This window comes from Roseateles chitinivorans (assembly GCF_050632145.1).
Taxonomy (GTDB): Bacteria; Pseudomonadota; Gammaproteobacteria; order Burkholderiales; family Burkholderiaceae_C; genus Roseateles; species Roseateles chitinivorans_B.
Map to the genome: position 1 here is coordinate 562,875 of NZ_CP192577.1, position 15,972 is coordinate 578,846.

At 68.3% G+C, this 15,972-nt stretch carries 12 protein-coding genes; 5 read left to right on the forward strand and 7 right to left on the reverse strand.

Translation table 11 applies throughout. The features are described 5' to 3' along the window. Positions 1-22: 22 nt before the first annotated feature. From ACQ86G_RS02615 to ACQ86G_RS02630, 4 genes are all read right to left on the reverse strand, one after another. Complete coding sequence (locus tag ACQ86G_RS02615; protein WP_431259183.1) at positions 23-1,009, reverse strand: hypothetical protein; 987 nt, start codon at positions 1,007-1,009, stop codon at positions 23-25. Positions 1,010-1,062: 53 nt separating this feature from the next. Beyond that, complete coding sequence (locus tag ACQ86G_RS02620; protein WP_431259184.1) at positions 1,063-2,727, reverse strand: S41 family peptidase; 1,665 nt, start codon at positions 2,725-2,727, stop codon at positions 1,063-1,065. A 138-nt stretch (positions 2,728-2,865) separates the two neighbouring features. Beyond that, on the reverse strand, positions 2,866-4,116 hold the full coding sequence (locus ACQ86G_RS02625; RefSeq protein ID WP_431259185.1) for a prolyl oligopeptidase family serine peptidase: 1,251 nt from the start codon (positions 4,114-4,116) through the stop codon (positions 2,866-2,868). Continuing rightward, positions 4,116-5,546 (reverse strand): hypothetical protein, encoded by a 1,431-nt coding sequence (locus ACQ86G_RS02630; RefSeq protein WP_431259186.1) that lies wholly within the window; start codon positions 5,544-5,546, stop codon positions 4,116-4,118. The genes ACQ86G_RS02625 and ACQ86G_RS02630 overlap by 1 nt, the downstream gene beginning before the upstream one ends. 212 nt (positions 5,547-5,758) lie before the next feature. On the opposite strand from ACQ86G_RS02630, the gene ACQ86G_RS02635 reads away from it, so the two are divergent. Then, on the forward strand, positions 5,759-6,388 hold the full coding sequence (locus tag ACQ86G_RS02635; protein WP_431259187.1) for a hypothetical protein: 630 nt from the start codon (positions 5,759-5,761) through the stop codon (positions 6,386-6,388). Between the two features lie 73 nt (positions 6,389-6,461). Continuing rightward, positions 6,462-6,755: a hypothetical protein gene (locus tag ACQ86G_RS02640; protein WP_067277723.1), complete on the forward strand. Its 294-nt coding sequence runs from the start codon at positions 6,462-6,464 to the stop codon at positions 6,753-6,755. Between the two features lie 93 nt (positions 6,756-6,848). Here ACQ86G_RS02640 and uvrA read toward each other — a convergent pair whose 3' ends face one another. Then, positions 6,849-12,485, reverse strand: a complete 5,637-nt coding sequence (uvrA, locus tag ACQ86G_RS02645) for an excinuclease ABC subunit UvrA (protein WP_431259188.1) — start codon at positions 12,483-12,485, stop codon at positions 6,849-6,851. A gap of 471 nt (positions 12,486-12,956) precedes the next feature. Between uvrA and ACQ86G_RS02650 the strand changes: the two genes are divergently transcribed. The 3 genes from ACQ86G_RS02650 to ACQ86G_RS02660 all read left to right on the forward strand — a co-directional run bounded on the left by ACQ86G_RS02650 (position 12,957) and on the right by ACQ86G_RS02660 (position 14,022). After that, positions 12,957-13,373: a response regulator gene (locus tag ACQ86G_RS02650; protein ID WP_431259189.1), complete on the forward strand. Its 417-nt coding sequence runs from the start codon at positions 12,957-12,959 to the stop codon at positions 13,371-13,373. A gap of 186 nt (positions 13,374-13,559) precedes the next feature. Further along, the gene (locus tag ACQ86G_RS02655; RefSeq protein ID WP_431259190.1) at positions 13,560-13,772 is read left to right on the forward strand and encodes a hypothetical protein; all 213 of its coding nucleotides are present in this window, start codon (positions 13,560-13,562) and stop codon (positions 13,770-13,772) included. After that, on the forward strand, positions 13,762-14,022 hold the full coding sequence (locus ACQ86G_RS02660; protein ID WP_431259191.1) for a hypothetical protein: 261 nt from the start codon (positions 13,762-13,764) through the stop codon (positions 14,020-14,022). The genes ACQ86G_RS02655 and ACQ86G_RS02660 overlap by 11 nt, the downstream gene beginning before the upstream one ends. A gap of 19 nt (positions 14,023-14,041) precedes the next feature. On the opposite strand, the gene ACQ86G_RS02665 is transcribed toward ACQ86G_RS02660, so the two are convergent. Then, positions 14,042-14,887 (reverse strand): alpha/beta fold hydrolase, encoded by an 846-nt coding sequence (locus ACQ86G_RS02665; protein WP_431259192.1) that lies wholly within the window; start codon positions 14,885-14,887, stop codon positions 14,042-14,044. Further along, positions 14,884-15,951: a branched-chain amino acid ABC transporter permease gene (locus ACQ86G_RS02670; protein ID WP_431261318.1), complete on the reverse strand. Its 1,068-nt coding sequence runs from the start codon at positions 15,949-15,951 to the stop codon at positions 14,884-14,886. Before ACQ86G_RS02670 ends, ACQ86G_RS02665 begins: the two co-directional genes overlap by 4 nt. Between the last annotated feature and the right edge of the window lie 21 nt (positions 15,952-15,972).

The following is a 15,972-nucleotide window of genomic DNA, read 5'->3' on the forward strand; positions in this document are numbered from 1 at the left end:
TCGACACTGTGGACGTCCCGAATCACTGCACGGGCGAGACCTCCATGCCGGCGCGTCGCAGGTCCTGAAGCAACCCGTCGCAGTGGCGGGAGCTGCCCTCATAGGGAAAGAGATGGGCGGCGCCCAGGGCCTCGAAGTGCGTCTTGCCGTCGTCGAGCCCCAACAGGCGTGGCAGCCAGCGTTCATTTCTTGGACAGACAAACACGTCCGTCAACAGATTCGGGTCGGTGTGGCCTTCCACAAAAATGCCGCGAGCGGCCTCTTCCATCTGTCGTTCGGCGATGGCGGACGTAGCCTGTTCGGGCGGATGCTCGGGATCGAAGTTGTCGACATGCCATCTCAGGATGTCGGCGCGCGTCTCGCTGCCACAGTAGGCCGCCCAAAGGTCGTCGGACTCATCCGCTGGGCGGGTGTCGATATCGGGCCGACGCGCCAGCAGCAGTTGGATCACCGGCGCCGGCAGCAAGTCCCCCGAGCGCTCGACAGACGATTGCACCAGGAATCGATACTGCAGCCGCAGCATCAGCACGAGGCCGAACTCGGAGACGTCGCGCACATAGAGCGCCGCATTCTCACGAAGCACCTCCTCGCTGGGAGTGCCGCCGGGAAGATCCGCGAGCACAGTCCTGAAATAGGACACGGCACCTCGTTGCAACAGGGCCCGTGCCTGCGTCACCACGGCGGCGTCCGTTCCTTTCAAGGGCTCCGGACAGGGCCGCTGCTGGTCGACGAACGTCGGCTCGCCGCCTTCGAAATGCAGCACATCCGACTGGGCGAATGCGGGAAGCACCGTGCGCTGGAAATAACCGTCCTGCTCCAGACGACTGCCGAAATGCGAAATTCCCAGGATGAATACGGTTGTCCCGGGGTGCGGCGTGACCCGCCACAGGCGAATCGGTTCGCGGTCGGCGGCCACTGCAGGAGGGACCGCCGCAAGCATTCCCCACGTGAACAACGCGCCGAGGCAAATCTTCATTGCCTTCCGAACGTCCGAACAGAATCGCCCCATCGACTGTCCCTCTGCCATCGACGAATCAATCCCGAAGATTCTTTCCGAAGACTTCAGCGACTGACAAGATCCCCTCTTGGGGTGGTATTCAACAGCGGCTCCCGACGGGCTGCGCAACGACGACCTGCCTCCGCCACGTACATGGCGGCGCTCAGTACCGGGTCCCGGCCAGCGGCAAAGTCCTCCGCCTGGATGACCACGTCGATGTCCGGGGTCAGTCCTTCCGCCGGCGCGAGCCGACCATCGGCGGTCATCACGTCATTGGCCGTGAACGATGCGACGAGTCCTCCAGGCAGTGAGACGGCGGCGATGTTGCCGTAGGTGCCGAAGGTCTTCGCACCGACGGTGCAGACCGTCGTGACCGACTGGAGCAGCAGCACCGAATAGTTGCCCTGGCTTTGCGTCTCCTCGCCGATGAGCGCGATCATCCGGGCAGGCCAGTGCACGGCAGCGCGCCTCAGGATCGTCCGAGGGATCTCTGCCCCCTCGGCCAGGCCTGCCCGAGGTTCCCAGTTCAACGGGCTCCTGGCGACCGGCTGCTTCTGCAGGCGGGCGGCAAGGTCCCATGCAGCGCCTCGCGGATAGCGGCGCAGGTCGACGATCAGCGTCTTCGCGCCGCGCAGGAGCGGGTCCACCGTCGAGAGATCCTCGATCGCCGAAAGGTCCAGATAGCCGACTGTTTTCGACAGCCGTCGCGCGGCGGGCCGGCTCACTTCCAGCGAAGGCTCCCGCGTCGCGAGCAATGTCAGATCGATCTCCCTGCCCTCCCGCCTCACGCGAAGCGTCGCCGACTGACCCACCGGTCGGCGGGTCAGAAGATCCAGCGTCAGCAGTTCGCGCGATGCCCACGTCAACGCGCTGACGAACGGGCGTTGTGACGCCATCGCTTCCACGACCGGCACGTCGTCGATCGTCAACACGACGTCGCCGACGCGCGCAGCAGGAGGGGCGTCATCGCCAGTGCCCACGACCTCGGCGACGACGATGCCCGGGCCGGCGCGGCGCAGGCGCACCGGCAGTTCGCCTGTCCCGATGCGGGCACGCATCCATCGTCCCATCAACCGGGCATGTCCGTCGTCGAGGGCCGTCAGCATGCGGCGCAGCACGTCGACGTAGCGATCCTTCGACGTCGCGGCCGGCATCGCGTCGATTGCCTCGTCGAACGCGACATCCCACCGCATCGCGGGGAACGACAACGGACGTGACACCGCCTTCAGCGAGGACCACAACTTGATCGCCGCCATCCACCGCCAGGCGAGCGGCGGCACCTCATCGAAACGAGGAGAGAACGGCTCCGTCACGAAGGGATTCAGCTGCCCCTGGGCACGCGCCTCCATGACGTCGAGCGGCAGCCGACGCAGCCAGACGTCGCCAGTCCCTGGCTGCGCGGCGACTTCCGGGAACGGAGCGAGCAGAACGCGCAAGGCGTCCTCGGCAAGCACCGGATCAGCAACGCAGAGATCATCGAGCGATTCGGCCATCCGGCGTTCCCAATCGATCTCCGGCGGCGTCGCGGTGAGCCCGCGCCAGCGCACCTGGTGCCAGACGTCGGCGAGCGCACGAAGTCGTTGCGGTGTGCAGGCCATCGCCTCGATCTCGGGCTCGCGCCCCGGCTCTGGCGTTGACCCGGCATGGCTGGACATCGGACAGACGGCAAGCCACGACATCAGTCCGGAGGCGGCGAGCGCCGCGGCATGTCGGAAAAGGGAGAAGCGCATCGAGGCCGCGATCAATCTTCGGAGGCGCCGGACTATAGGAGATCGCCAGGCATGAGAAAGGCCCGCTGCCGGGAGGCAAGCGGGCCTGTTCAGTGGCGCGCGGCGACGGCATCGTCGCGCCGGGGTGTCAACCGGCGATCACTTCTGCTGCGCCGGTCCCAGGTTGCGCAGCCAGAACTGCTCGTACTTCCGGTGCCAGCCCACGGCCTTCACCGCGCCGCCGAGCGCGTGTTCGCCGTCCGGGTCCAGGAAGAGCTCGACCAGCCCTTCCTTGCCCGACTCCAGCAGCGCGCGGTACACGTTGACGGTGTCCTGGTAGAGGACGTTGGGATCCTGCATGCCGTGCACCAGCAGCAGCGGCTTCCTGAGGTGCTTCGCCAGCGGCAGCAGCGAATACTTGCGCAGCACGGGCTTGGTCCGGTCGACCTTGCCGATGGTGCGTCCGCTGTACCAGCTGTTGTAGTTCTCCCATTCCGTCGGGCCCGCGCCCGCGATGCCGGCGGCGAACAGGTCGGGCTTGGTGTACATCGTGTACTGGGTCTGGAAGCCGCCGAAGCTCCAGCCGTTCAGGCCGATGCGCGCGCCGTCGACGCCGAGGTTCGCCTTCATGTAGGCGGCCAGGTCCTCGAGGTCCTCGGTCTGCGGCGCGCCCGGCTTCTCCCAGTTGGCGTCGGCGAACTTCTCGCCGTAGTTGGAGTGGCCGCGCGGGTCCACCGTCACCGTGACGTAGCCGTGCTTGGCCGCCATGTACATCGCGAAGACGTAGCCGGTTGGCTGGAAGCTGTCGGTCTCCACCGAGTGGCGGTCGTTGAGCGGTCCGCCGTAGGTATAGACGATGGCCGCGCGCTTGTCGGTCGGCGCCCAGCCCAGCGGCTTGAAGACGTAGGCGGGGATGATGTCGCCGTGGCGGTTCTTGAAGCTGAAGCGCTCCGGACGCAGCACGTCGACCTGCGCCCAGGCGGGATCGTGGCTCTGCGTCAGCAGCTTGCCCGCTTCCGCGCCGGCCGCGGGGGCCTGGCCCTTCAGCAGCTTGAGCTCGGGACGCTCGGCCCAGTTGCCGGCCACCGCCGCGGCCCACTGGCCGTTGCGGGCCACCACCGCGTTGCGGTGGTAGTCCGGCGAGCGGCCCAGCGCCGTCATGCGGCCATCCTTCAGGTCCACGCGCCAGACGTTCATCGCCGCGTAGTCGTCCTTATTGGCAACGACGAACATCGTCTTCGCGTCCGGCGTGAAGCCCAGCACCTGGAAGGCCTCGAACTCGCCCGTCAGCAGCGGCTTCACCGCGCGGTCCGCGCCGGCCGCCAGGCTCATCGCATACGGCTGGCGCCAGCCGTTGTCGGCCAGGATCAGCACCAGCTGCCTGGAGTCCGGCGTGAACGACGGCGTCATCACGTTGACCAGTTCGTGGTGGAGGGCGCGCGGCGCTCCAGCACCATCTCCGGCTTCGCCTCGCCCGGCTTGCCCAGGTAGACGCGGAACTGGTCCTTCTCCCGCTCGAAGGTCGTGAAGGCGTAGACGCTGCCGTCGCGGGCCCACACCACCGGAGAGATCTCAAACCAGCTGTCGCCGCCCGGATGCGTGAACACCGGCTGCGGCTGGCGTTCCGGCGCGGCGCCGGGCGTCGGCACCTTGCGGATGTAGATCGCCATCGACGGCACGCCGCGCTTGTCGTCGGAGACCTCGCGATCGACCTTCTTCGCGGTCGCCCAGCGGTCGTTGAAGTTCATGATCTCGACCTGCCGGCCCGGCTTTGGCAGCGGCTTGCCGTCGGCGCCGACCAGCGGCGCGTTGGCGACCAGCGCCATCCAGCGGCCGTCCTCGCTCACGGCCGTCTGGGCGATCTTGAACTTGCGGTCCTCGTCGTCCGGATTGAACAGCTCGCGGTTGATCACCTCGATGCCGGCCGTGGCCAGGCGCACGCGCAGCACGCGCGTCTCGTCCTGCACGATCAGGAACTGGTCGTCCGGCGCGTAGGCCACCGGCTTGAGCGTGCGGCCGGTGGCGAGCAGCGGCTCGGCGCGCTCGCTGCCCGCCTTCCAGCGCAGCAGCTGGCCGCGATAGGCCAGCACGAGTTCCTCGCCCTTGGACGCCCACACGAACTGCGACACGCCGGGGTACAGGTCCTCGGGCTTGAGCTTCTCGCGTTCGCGCTTCTTCTTCAGCTCGTCGCGCAGCTCCCACAGCGCCATGTCCTTGGGATCCTTGACGGGCTTCTTCGCCTCGGGCGCGGAGGCGCCGGAGGCCGGCGCGGAGGCCGCGACCGCGGCGTCGCCCCACGCGGCCTTCTCGGCGGCCTTGCGGGCGTCGTCACGGGCCTTGCGTTCGGCCAGCTCGACCTTCAGCGCCTCGATGGCCTTGCGCTCCCACTGTTCCAGGTCGACCGCCTCGCCACGCAGGTAGGCGGCCTGCGCCTCCTCCCGGGCCTGGCGCTCGGCCGTCTCGTCGCGCTTCTGCTGCAGCTTCTTCGCGTAGCGCTCCAGGTTCTCCGGCGTCTCGACCGCGGCCATCAGCGTCGGCGACGTCAGGCGCAGCGTCCTGCCCGTCTGCGTGTCATGCACGTAGAGGTCGCTGCCGGGCTCGCCGAACGGGTTCCACAGGTAGGCCACGTAACGTCCGCTCGCGCTGAACCTCGCGTCCTTGGCCGCCTCGCCGCGATAGGGCTCGGCGCGGAACAGCTGTTCCAGCGTCAGCGGCCGGTTGGTCACGGCCACGGGCGCGGCCACGACGGCGGTGCTTGTCTGCGCCAGCGAACCTTCGCTCACGCCCAGTCCCGTTGCCAGGGTCGCCAGCGCCAGGGAAGTCAGGATCCATTGCTTCAATCGTTGCTCCACGCCCCGCAGGGTCGGCGGGGACGCGGGATTCTAGGGACGCGCCCAACAACTGCTTACCGCTCGGATGTCCACCGCATCCGTCAAGCGCGCGTTAACTGTCCATACTTTCCCTAGGCAGGCCCGTTCCGGACGCCTCGCCCATGACCTCCGGCAGGGGAAAGGTCGCGAAGCGAACCGGAAGCACCAGAAAGAGGTATTCGATGAAGCACCTGATTCAACGCATCCTCGGCGCCGTGGCGCTGACGGCCGGCTCCCTGGGCGCGCCGGCGGCCTTCGCGGGCGACGTGGGCGTGTCCATCAGCGTCGGGCAGCCGGGCTTCTATGGCCGGATCGACGTGGGCAACGTCCGCCCGGACGTGATCTACGCCCAGCCGGTGGTGATCGAACGCGCCTATGCGCCGGCGCCGCCGCTGTACCTGCGGGTGCCCCCGGGGCATTACCGGTCCTGGGCCCGCCATTGCGGCTACTACGGGGCCTGCGGCAGACAGGTGTATTTCGTCCGCGAGGACTGGTACTCCCGGGCCTACGCCCCGGCGTACTACGGCCGCCCGCACGTGCATCCGATGCCGGTGTACGCGCCGCCTCCGCCGCGCTGGGATCCGCCGCGCCGCGATTGGGAAGGCCGCCGTGACTGGGATGGCCGCCGCGACTGGCACGACCATCGCGACGACCGTCGCGGCTGGGAAGGCCGTCGCTGGGACGAGCGCCGCGACGACCACCGGGGTGGTGATCGCGGGGGCTGGGATCGCGGCGGCGACCGGGGAGATCGGGGCGACCGCGGTGGCGATCGCGGCGACCACGGTCACGGCCACGGACGGCATCGCGACTGACAGACGGCCCGCGGGGCCTCGCGTATAGTGGTCGGCTTACACACCAGCAAGGTGTGATTCACAGCGCCGACGTATGTTCGCCAAAGTCCTCGCCGCTCTCGGTCTGCTGACCTGCGTGTTCCTCGCGATCGACATGGCCTTGCCGCGCCGGCATCAACTGGCCTGGCGTGGCTGGTTCAAGCGAACCGGGCTCCTCATCAGCGGGTTCAGCCTGCGTGGCCGCTTCAATTCCCGCGACCGCCGCCGTGCAGCGCACGATGCAGCGCGCGACGCGATCGCCCGGGCGAAGAACCGATCCGGCACCTGGGACGGCAACGTCTATCACGGCGACGACTTCGAGCAGCGGCAGCGGCGCAAGCCGCATTGACAGCGCCACCGCGACACCGCTCACGACACCGACGAAAACGGCCTCTGACGAGGCCGTTTTCCATGGTTTTCATGGCGTGGTGCGAACCTCCGGTCAGCGCCGCGCCAGCACGGGCGCCAGCGCCTTCCCGGTATGCGTGCCCTGCTCGACCAGCGTCTCCGGGCGTCCTTGCGCGACCACGAGGCCGCCCGCCGAGCCGCCTTCCGGTCCGAGATCCAGCACCCAGTCCGCTTCCGCGATCACGTCGAGGTCGTGCTCGATGACGACCACGCTGTGCCCGCCGTCCACCAGCCGGTGCAGCACGCGGATCAGCTTCTCGACGTCCGCCATGTGCAGCCCCACCGTCGGCTCGTCCAGCACGTACAGCGTGTGCGGCGCCTTCTGGCCGCGGCGCGTGACGTCGTCGCGCACCTTCACCAGCTCGGACACCAGCTTGATCCGCTGCGCCTCGCCGCCCGACAGCGTCGGGCTCGGCTGCCCCAGCGTCAGGTAGCCCAGCCCCACGTCCTGCAGCAGCTTCAGCGGATGCGAGATCGAGGTCATCGCGGCGAAGAACTCCACCGCCTCGTCGATCTCCATCTGCAGCACCTCGCCGATGCTCTTGCCGCGCCAGCTCACCGCCAGCGTCTCGGGATTGAAGCGCTGTCCGTGGCACTGGTCGCAGAGCACCTTCACGTCGGGCAGGAAGCTCATCGCGATCGTGCGCATGCCCTGGCCCTCGCAGCCCGGGCACCGGCCTTCGCCGGTGTTGAAGCTGAAGCGGGCCGGTGCATAACCCCGGGCCTTCGCTTCCAGCGTCTCGGCGAACAGCTTGCGGATCGCGTCCCAGAAGCCGATGTAGGTCGCCGGGCAGCTGCGCGGCGTCTTGCCGATCGGCGTCTGGTCGACCTCCAGCACGCGGTCCACCTGCGCATGGCCGACGACCGCGTCGCAGCCCACCCACTTCGACGGCGCGCGGCGCAGCGGCACCGCGGCGGCCATGTTGGCCAGCAGCACGTCGCGGGCCAGCGTGGACTTGCCGGACCCGGACACCCCCGTGATCGCCACCAGGCGGTGCAGCGGCACGTCCACCGTCACACCGCGCAGGTTGTGCAGCGAGGCGTTGAGCACCGTCAGCTTCGGCGCGTCCGCCTCCATCACGCGGCGCTCCTTCAGCGGGTGCACCAGCGGTTTCGACAGGAAACGACCCGTGAGCGAATCGGGGTTCTTCGCGATCTCCTCGGCTGTGCCCTCGGCGATCACGCGACCGCCGCGCTTGCCCGCGCTCGGACCGATGTCGATGATGTGGTCGGCGCGACGGATCGTATCCTCGTCGTGCTCGACGACCACCAGCGTGTTGCCCTTGTCGCCCAGCGTCGCCAGGGCCTTCAGCAGGATCTGGTTGTCGCGCGGATGCAGGCCGATGGTGGGCTCATCCAGCACATAGCAGACGCCCTGCAGGTTGCTGCCGAGCTGCGCCGCCAGACGGATGCGCTGCGCCTCGCCGCCCGACAGGGTCGGCGCCGCGCGGTCCAGCGTCAGGTAGCCGAGCCCCACTTCCTCCAGGAACTCCAGCCGGCCCTTGATCTCGACGACCACGTCGCGCGCGATCTCCGCGTCGCGGCCGGTCAGGGTCAGGGCCGCGATCCACTCGCGCGCTTCCTTCACGCTCCAGGACGCGACCGTCCCGATCGTCTCGTGCTCGAAGCTCACCGCGCGCGCCACCGGATTCAGCCGCGCGCCGTGGCAGTCGGGACACGGGGCGTCGCTCAGGTCCTCGATCTCCGCCTCTTCCGCCGGGAAGCTCTGCTCGCGGCCCCGGTTGTCCTTGTCCTGCTGCGTGTCGTCGAGCGCCTTGCGCTGCTCGCGCGTCAACGCCAGGCCCGTGCCGACGCAGGTCGTGCACCAGCCGTGCTTGGAGTTGTAGCTGAACAGCCGCGGATCGAGTTCCGGATAGCTGGTGCCGCATTGCGGGCAGGCGCGCTTCGTGGAGAACACGCGCAGTTCGCCGATGCCGCGCGTCGCCTTGCCGCTGCGCAGCGCCTCGTGCAGGCCGTCCAGCGGCGACAGCACATGCACCACGCCCTTGCCGTGATCCAGCGCCTTGGCGAGCAGTTCGCGCAGCTCCGCCTCGGTTTCCGGCGTGATCGTCATGTCGCCGACCGGGAGCTCGATGCTGTGCTCCTTGAAGCGATCCAGGCGCGGCCATGGGCTGGTCGGCAGGAACTCGCCGTCCACGCGCAGGTGCGTGTGGCCGCGCTGCTTCGCCCACTTCGCGAGGTCGGTGTAGACGCCCTTGCGGTTGACCACCAGCGGCGCCAGCAGCCCGATGTGCCTGCCCTTGTAGTCGCGCAGCAGCTGCGCGGCGATGGCTTCGACGCTCTGCGGCTTGACCGGCGTGCCGTCGTGCGCGCAGTGCTGGACGCCGAGCTTCACGTACAGCAGGCGCAGGAAGTGCCAGACCTCGGTCGTCGTCGCGACCGTGCTCTTGCGGCCGCCGCGCGACAGGCGCTGCTCGATGGCGACGGTGGGCGGAATGCCCCACACCGCGTCGACCTCGGGCCGGCCCGCCGGCTGCACGATCGAGCGCGCATAGGCGTTCAGCGATTCCAGGTAGCGGCGCTGGCCCTCGTTGAAGAGGATGTCGAAGGCGAGCGTGCTCTTGCCCGAACCCGACACCCCGGTCACGACGTTGAACTTGCCGCGCGGGATGCTGACGTCGACCGACTTCAGGTTGTGCTCGCGCGCGTTGACGATGCGGATCACCTCGTCTTCCTGGCGGCGACGGCGCAGCAGCGACTGCAGCGGCTGGCCTTCCGAGACCTTGACCGGCGCGCGGTCCATCTCCAGCGCGTACTCGCGCAGCGCCTTCGCGGTGTGCGAGGTGGGATGGTCCTTGAGGTGCTCCGGCGTGCCTGTCGCGACGACCAGGCCGCCGTCCTCGCCGCCCTCGGGCCCGAGGTCGATGACCCAGTCCGACGCGCGGATCACGTCGAGGTTGTGCTCGATCAGGATCAGCGAATGCCCCGCCGACAGCAGCTTGCGCATCGCGCGCATCAGCTTGGCGATGTCGTCGAAATGCAGGCCCGTCGTCGGCTCGTCGAACAGGAACAGCGTGCCCTTGGTCGCCGTCGCCTGGCGCGGCTTGGAGGCCGCCTCCGCCAGGTAGCCGGCGAGCTTGAGCCGCTGCGCTTCACCGCCCGACAGCGTCGGGACCGGCTGCCCCAGCGTCAGGTAGTCGAGCCCGACGTCCGACAGCGGCTGCAACTTGCTGAGCACCTCGCGGTCGACGCTGAAGACCTGCAGCGCCTCGGCCACCGTGAGCTCCAGCACGTCGGACACGCTGAGCTGCCGGCCGGCGCGCTCGAGCTTGACCTCGAGCAACTCGGCGCGGAAGCGCTTGCCGTCGCAATCGGGGCAGCGCAGGTAGACGTCGGACAGGAACTGCATCTCGACGTGCTCGAAGCCCGAGCCGCCGCAGGTCGGGCAGCGGCCGTCGCCGGCGTTGAAGCTGAACATGCCGGCGCCGTAGCTGCGCTCCTTGGCCATGGGCGTGTCGGCGAAGCGCTTGCGGATCTCGTCGAAGACGCCGACGTAGCTCGCCGGGTTCGAACGCGCCGTCTTGCCGATCGGCGACTGGTCGACGAAGACCGCGTCGGCCAGCCAGTCCGCGCCCAGCAGCCGGTCATGCTGGCCCGGCGTCTCGGTCGCCTGGCCGAACCAGCGCGCCAGCGCCGGATAGAGCACGTCCTGCATCAGCGTGCTCTTGCCCGAGCCGGACACGCCCGTCACCGCCACCATGCGCTGCAACGGGAACTCGACGCTGACGTTCTTGAGGTTGTGCTCGCGCGCGCCTTCGAGGATCAGGCGCGGCGTGTTCTCCTCGACGACGCGCTTGAGGCCCATGCCCACGTGCTTGCGCGCGCCGAGGTAGGAGCCGGTCAAGGTGTCGGCCGAACGGATCTGCGCGGGCGTGCCGTCGAAGACGATCTGTCCGCCCTGCTGGCCCGGTCCCGGGCCCATGTCGATCAGCCGGTCGGCCGCCAGCATCACGGCCGGGTCGTGCTCGACGACGACCAGCGTGTTGCCCGCGTCGCGCAGCCGTTGCATCGCCTCGACGATGCGGTTCATGTCGCGCGGATGCAGGCCGATGCTGGGCTCGTCCAGCACGAACAGCGTGTTGACCAGCGAGGTGCCCAGCGCCGTCGTCAGGTTGATGCGCTGCACCTCGCCGCCGGACAGCGTGCGGCTCTGCCGGTCCAGCGTCAGGTAGCCGATGCCGACGTCGACGAGGTACTTCAGCCGGTTGCGGATCTCGTCGAGCAGCAGCTTGAGCGCTTCATCGAGCAGCGTGCCCGGCAACTGCAGCTCGTCCATGAAGCGTCTCAGCCGGTGGATCGGCAATTGCATCAGGTCGTGCACCGACAGGCCCGGCAACGCTTCCAGCTGCTCGCGCGACCACGTGACGCCCTCGGGCATGAAACGCTTGTCCGCCGGCAAGGCCGCGTCAGCCAGGGCCTTCGAGCCGACGCGCCACAGCAGCGCCTCGGTCTTGAGCCGCGCGCCGCGGCAGGTCGGGCACTCGGTGTAGCTGCGGTATTTCGACAGCAGCACCCGGATGTGCATCTTGTAGGCCTTGCTCTCCAGGTACTCGAAGAAGCGGTTGACGCCGTACCACTGCTTGTTCCAGTTGCCGTTCCAGTTCGGGCTGCCGCCGATGACCCACTCGCGCTGGGCCGGCGTCATCTGGTTCCACGCCGTGTCGCGCGGGATGCCGGCATCGCCGGCGTACTTCAGCATGTCGTCCTGGCTCTCCTTCCAGGCCGGCGTCTGCATCGGCTTGATCGCGCCGCCGCGCAGCGTCTTGCGCTCGTCGGGGATCACCAGACCCAGGTCCACGCCGATCACCCGGCCGAAGCCGCGGCAGGTCTCGCACGCGCCCATCGCCGAGTTGAACGAGAACAGCGCCGGTTGCGGATCGGCGTAGCGGATGTCGCTCTCCGGACAGTGCAGGCCGGTGGAGTAGCGCCACAGCGTCGGCTCGACGCCCTCCTCCGCGCTGAGCACATGGACCATCAGCCGGCCGCTGCCGCGCTTGAGCGCCAGTTCGATCGCCTCCATCACCCGCGCCTGCTCCGCTCCCTGGATGCGGAAACGGTCGGCGACGACGTCCAGGATCTTGCGACCGCCCACGACGCGCTCCGACTGCACCCGGGTGAAGCCCGAGGCGGAGAGCCACTGCTCGACCTCGCCCGCGCTGACCGACTCGGGCAGCTCGACCGGGAAGGTGAGCACCAGGCGCGGATCGTCGGTCTTCGTGCGTTCGAGCAGTTCCGCGTAGATCGTCTGCGGCGTGTCGTGCCGGACGGGCAGCGCGGTCTCGCGATCGAACAGGGCCGCCCCGCGCGCGAACAGCAGCTTCAGGTGGTCGTTGAGCTCCGTCATCGTGCCCACGGTGGAGCGGCTGGTGCGGACGGGGTTGGTCTGGTCGATCGCGATGGCGGGCGGCACGCCCTCCACCTTGTCGACCGCCGGGCGGTCCATGCGGTCCAGGAACTGGCGTGCATAGGCGGAGAAGGTCTCCACGTAGCGGCGCTGGCCCTCGGCATACAGCGTGTCGAAGACGAGGCTGGACTTGCCCGACCCGCTGGGCCCGGTCACCACCGTCAACTCCCCTGTCCTGATGTCCAGGTCGAGGTTCTTGAGGTTGTGCTGGCGGGCGCCCCGGATGCGGATATCGGAATCGGACATGTGGTGTGGGCTCTGGAGCCTCGGGAAAGGCAGTGGGCGATGATTCTAGGGAGCGCCGGTGTCACGGCGTGGCAGCAGGGGCGGCAGGTGGCCCGGGTCGACCCGCATGGCCTCCACACGACATCCTGGGTGACACAGTGGTAAGCAAATGAAAACGGACGACCGCTCAGGAAGCCCTCGGCTACCTCTTGTCAAGGCCTCCGATCGATGACTTCCGCACACTTGCTAGTCTTCCGAGGGTGCGGCAACAATGGACCCCGTCGTCGCGGAGCAACATCGGCTCCCGGTCCAACCGGACGACGGACGACTTATCTAGGGAATACCCGCATCCCGATCGGATCGCGGACGACAAGCGACATGGACAGAAACGACGGTCATTCCACTTCGGAGATTTCCGAGACCCCGCTGGTCTTGATGACCTCGGACGCGTCCGCGAAGTCCACGCCCCCGTCGTCGATCGCTGACGCATCCGTGTCCGGCCAACGTCCGGCGCCCGGCGAGCCCTTCGTGCTGCTGGTCGAGGACAACCCGATCAACCAGGTCGTCGCGCTGGAATTCCTGGCGCTGATGGGCCTGAAGACCCAGCTCGCGCGCAACGGCCAGGAAGCGCTGGACCTGTGCGAGCGCGCGGCACCGAGCCTGGTGCTGATGGACATCCAGATGCCGGGCATGGACGGACTGGAATGCGCGCGTCGGCTGCGTGAGCAGCAGGCGCAGGGCCGGCTCCCGCGTTTCCCGATCCTGGCGCTGACGGCGCATGCGCTGGACAGCGACGTCGCCGACAGCCTGAAGGCCGGCATGGACGAGCACCTGACCAAGCCGCTCGACTTCCTGACACTGCGCCGCCGGCTGGCACGCTGGCTGGATCTGCCGCAGCTCAACGACTGACCCCCGAGGCCATCCCGACGAGGGATGAGGTGCCCCCACAACGGGTGGGCACTCGTTATTTCGAGGGTCATTGATCTCGCGCAAGGCGTCCTGGAATCCCCCATCGCGGAACTGGCGTTGAGCGGCGCGTGCGTGCTCCACTTTCGATCCGTGCCCGATGTCCGGGCACGTCACGAAGGAGTCACGATGACCGTGCGATTTCAACTGGACATGCCTGATGAGCAGCACTACGCGCTGGAGCGCATCTATACCGCCGACAGCCTCAGTTTTCCCGAGTTCCTTGCGCGGGCGGTTTCGCTCTTCTTGATGGCACGCAATGCCGCACGCAACGGCAACGCCGTCGGTTTCGTCAGCGCGGACCAGCGAGCAACTCTGAAGGAAGAGTTCAGTGGCCTCTGACGCACTGCACTCGCCGGGGGTGACCTTCTCCGGCACCTTCAGTTCTCCGGAGCCACCTGCGGACGCGCAAATCCGCCGGTTCAAGGATGTCGGCCTGTTCGTGGTCAGCAGCCTCATCCTGCTGACCCTGGTCGGGTTCAGCCTCTTCATGCTTCTCGCCACCTGCACGGCTGATGACAGCCACCAATGGGCACTCTCGACATTGACCACCGTCTTCGGCGGCGTGCTGGGCTGGCTCATCAAGCGATGAGTCCTCGCATGCGGCACGTTCACCCGCCTTCGAGAAACCGCTGCACGATCGCGAAGTGCGCGGGCACATTGAGCGCCGGCGCATGGCCGCAGCCCGGGATCGTCACCACCTCCGCCTTCGGCCCACGCACGCGCATCGCGTCGACCGTCTCCGGCAGCAGAAGGTCCGAGGCTTCCCCGCGCAGGCAGAGCACCGGCAGACTCAGCGAGTCCCACTCGGTCCAGCGCTTGTAGTCGTCCGGATGGACGAAGAACTGGCGCACCAGCGCCGGGTCGTAATGCGGCGTCACGCGCCCGTCGGGCAGCCGACGCACGGAGCTCTCCGTCAAGCGCCGCCATTGCGTGTCGCTCATCCAGCCGTAGGGTTGGTAGATCTGGCGGAAGTACTGTTCCAGTTCCGACACCGTGTCGAACGCCGACGGCGACCCCGCGTAGCCGCGGATGCGCTGGATCGCCGGCTCCGCGAGTTCCGGGCCGATGTCATTGAGCACCAGCCGCCGGATGCGGCCGCGCAGCGAGGTCGCCGCGGCCAGCAGTCCGATCGCGCCGCCCATCGACGTGCCCACCCAGTGGAATTCCCGCAACCCCAGTTGATCGATCAGCGCCACCGCCAGCTTCACGTAGAACGCGAGGCAGTACTCGTTGTCCGGCTCCGGACTCCACTGTGACAGCCCTCTTCCGAGGGTGTCCGGACACACCACGAAGTAGCGGCCCGTCCCCGCGAGGTGGGTGGCCAGTTCGTCCATGTCGCGCCCTGTGCGCGCCAGCCCATGCCAGGCGATCACCGGCTCGGCGCCCGGGTCGCCCCAGGCCTGGAAATGGATCTCGCGGCCTTCGCAGCGCAGGTAGTTCGACGTCGACTTCACGATCCCCTCCTCGCCTGCCTCAGGCGCCCGACCAACCCGTTCGGGAAGTGGTACACGGCCAGCACGAACAGCACGCCCAACCACAGCAGCCAGCGCTCCGGCGCGATCAGTTGCGAGAGCACCGGCACGCCCTCCACCGCCGCGGCGCCGACGCGCATCAGGTCCTGCAGGTAGCTCTGCGCCAGCACGAACAGGACGCTGCCGATCACCGCGCCGTAGATCGTGCCCATGCCGCCGATCACGACGATCAGCAGGATGTCCAGCATGATCTCGAACGACAGCGAGGTGTCCGGCCCGTTGTAGCGCAGCCAGATCGCGAGCAGCGCGCCGGCCAGCGTCGCGAACACCGCCGCCAGCAGCGTCGACAAGGTCCGGTAGGTCACCAGCCGGTAGCCGATCGCCTCGGCGCGGAAGTCGTTGTCGCGGATGGCCTGCAGCACGCGCCCGAACGGCGAGTTGACGATGCGCAGCAGCGCCAGCACCAGCGCCACGGTCACGACGAACAGCAGGTAGTAGCTCAGCAGCCGGCCATCGATGGAGATGCCGAGCACGGGCTCTTCCAGGAACTCGGTCGAAGGCGACAACAGCGCCGGCAGCCGGAAATTCAGGCCGTCCTCGCCGCCGGTGACATCGGACAGCTGCGAAGCCAGGCCCTGGAACGCCGCCGCGACGGCCAGCGTGATCATCGCGAAGAAGATCGCCTTCACGCGCAGCGAGAACAACCCGATGACGAGCGCCAGCAGCAAGGACAGCACCAGCGCGCCGCCGATGCCGACGGCGAGCGCCGTGAAGCCCGGATTCATCCGCGCACTCGCGATGGCGACGCCGTAGGCCCCGATGCCGAAGAACATCGTGTGCGCGAAGCTGACGATGCCGGTGTAGCCGAGCAGCAGGTCGTAGCTGCCCACGAGCACGATGAACACGAGGATCTTGGCCGCGACATTGAGCGCCTTGGTCCCGGGGAACACGAACGGCGCGAGCGCCAGCCCGACCACGGTGAGCAGCAGCAGCGCCGCCAGCACGCGGCTGCGAGGCAGGTCGTGTGAAAGCAGAGAACGGAGCAGGGATCGGAGGAGTCTCATGGG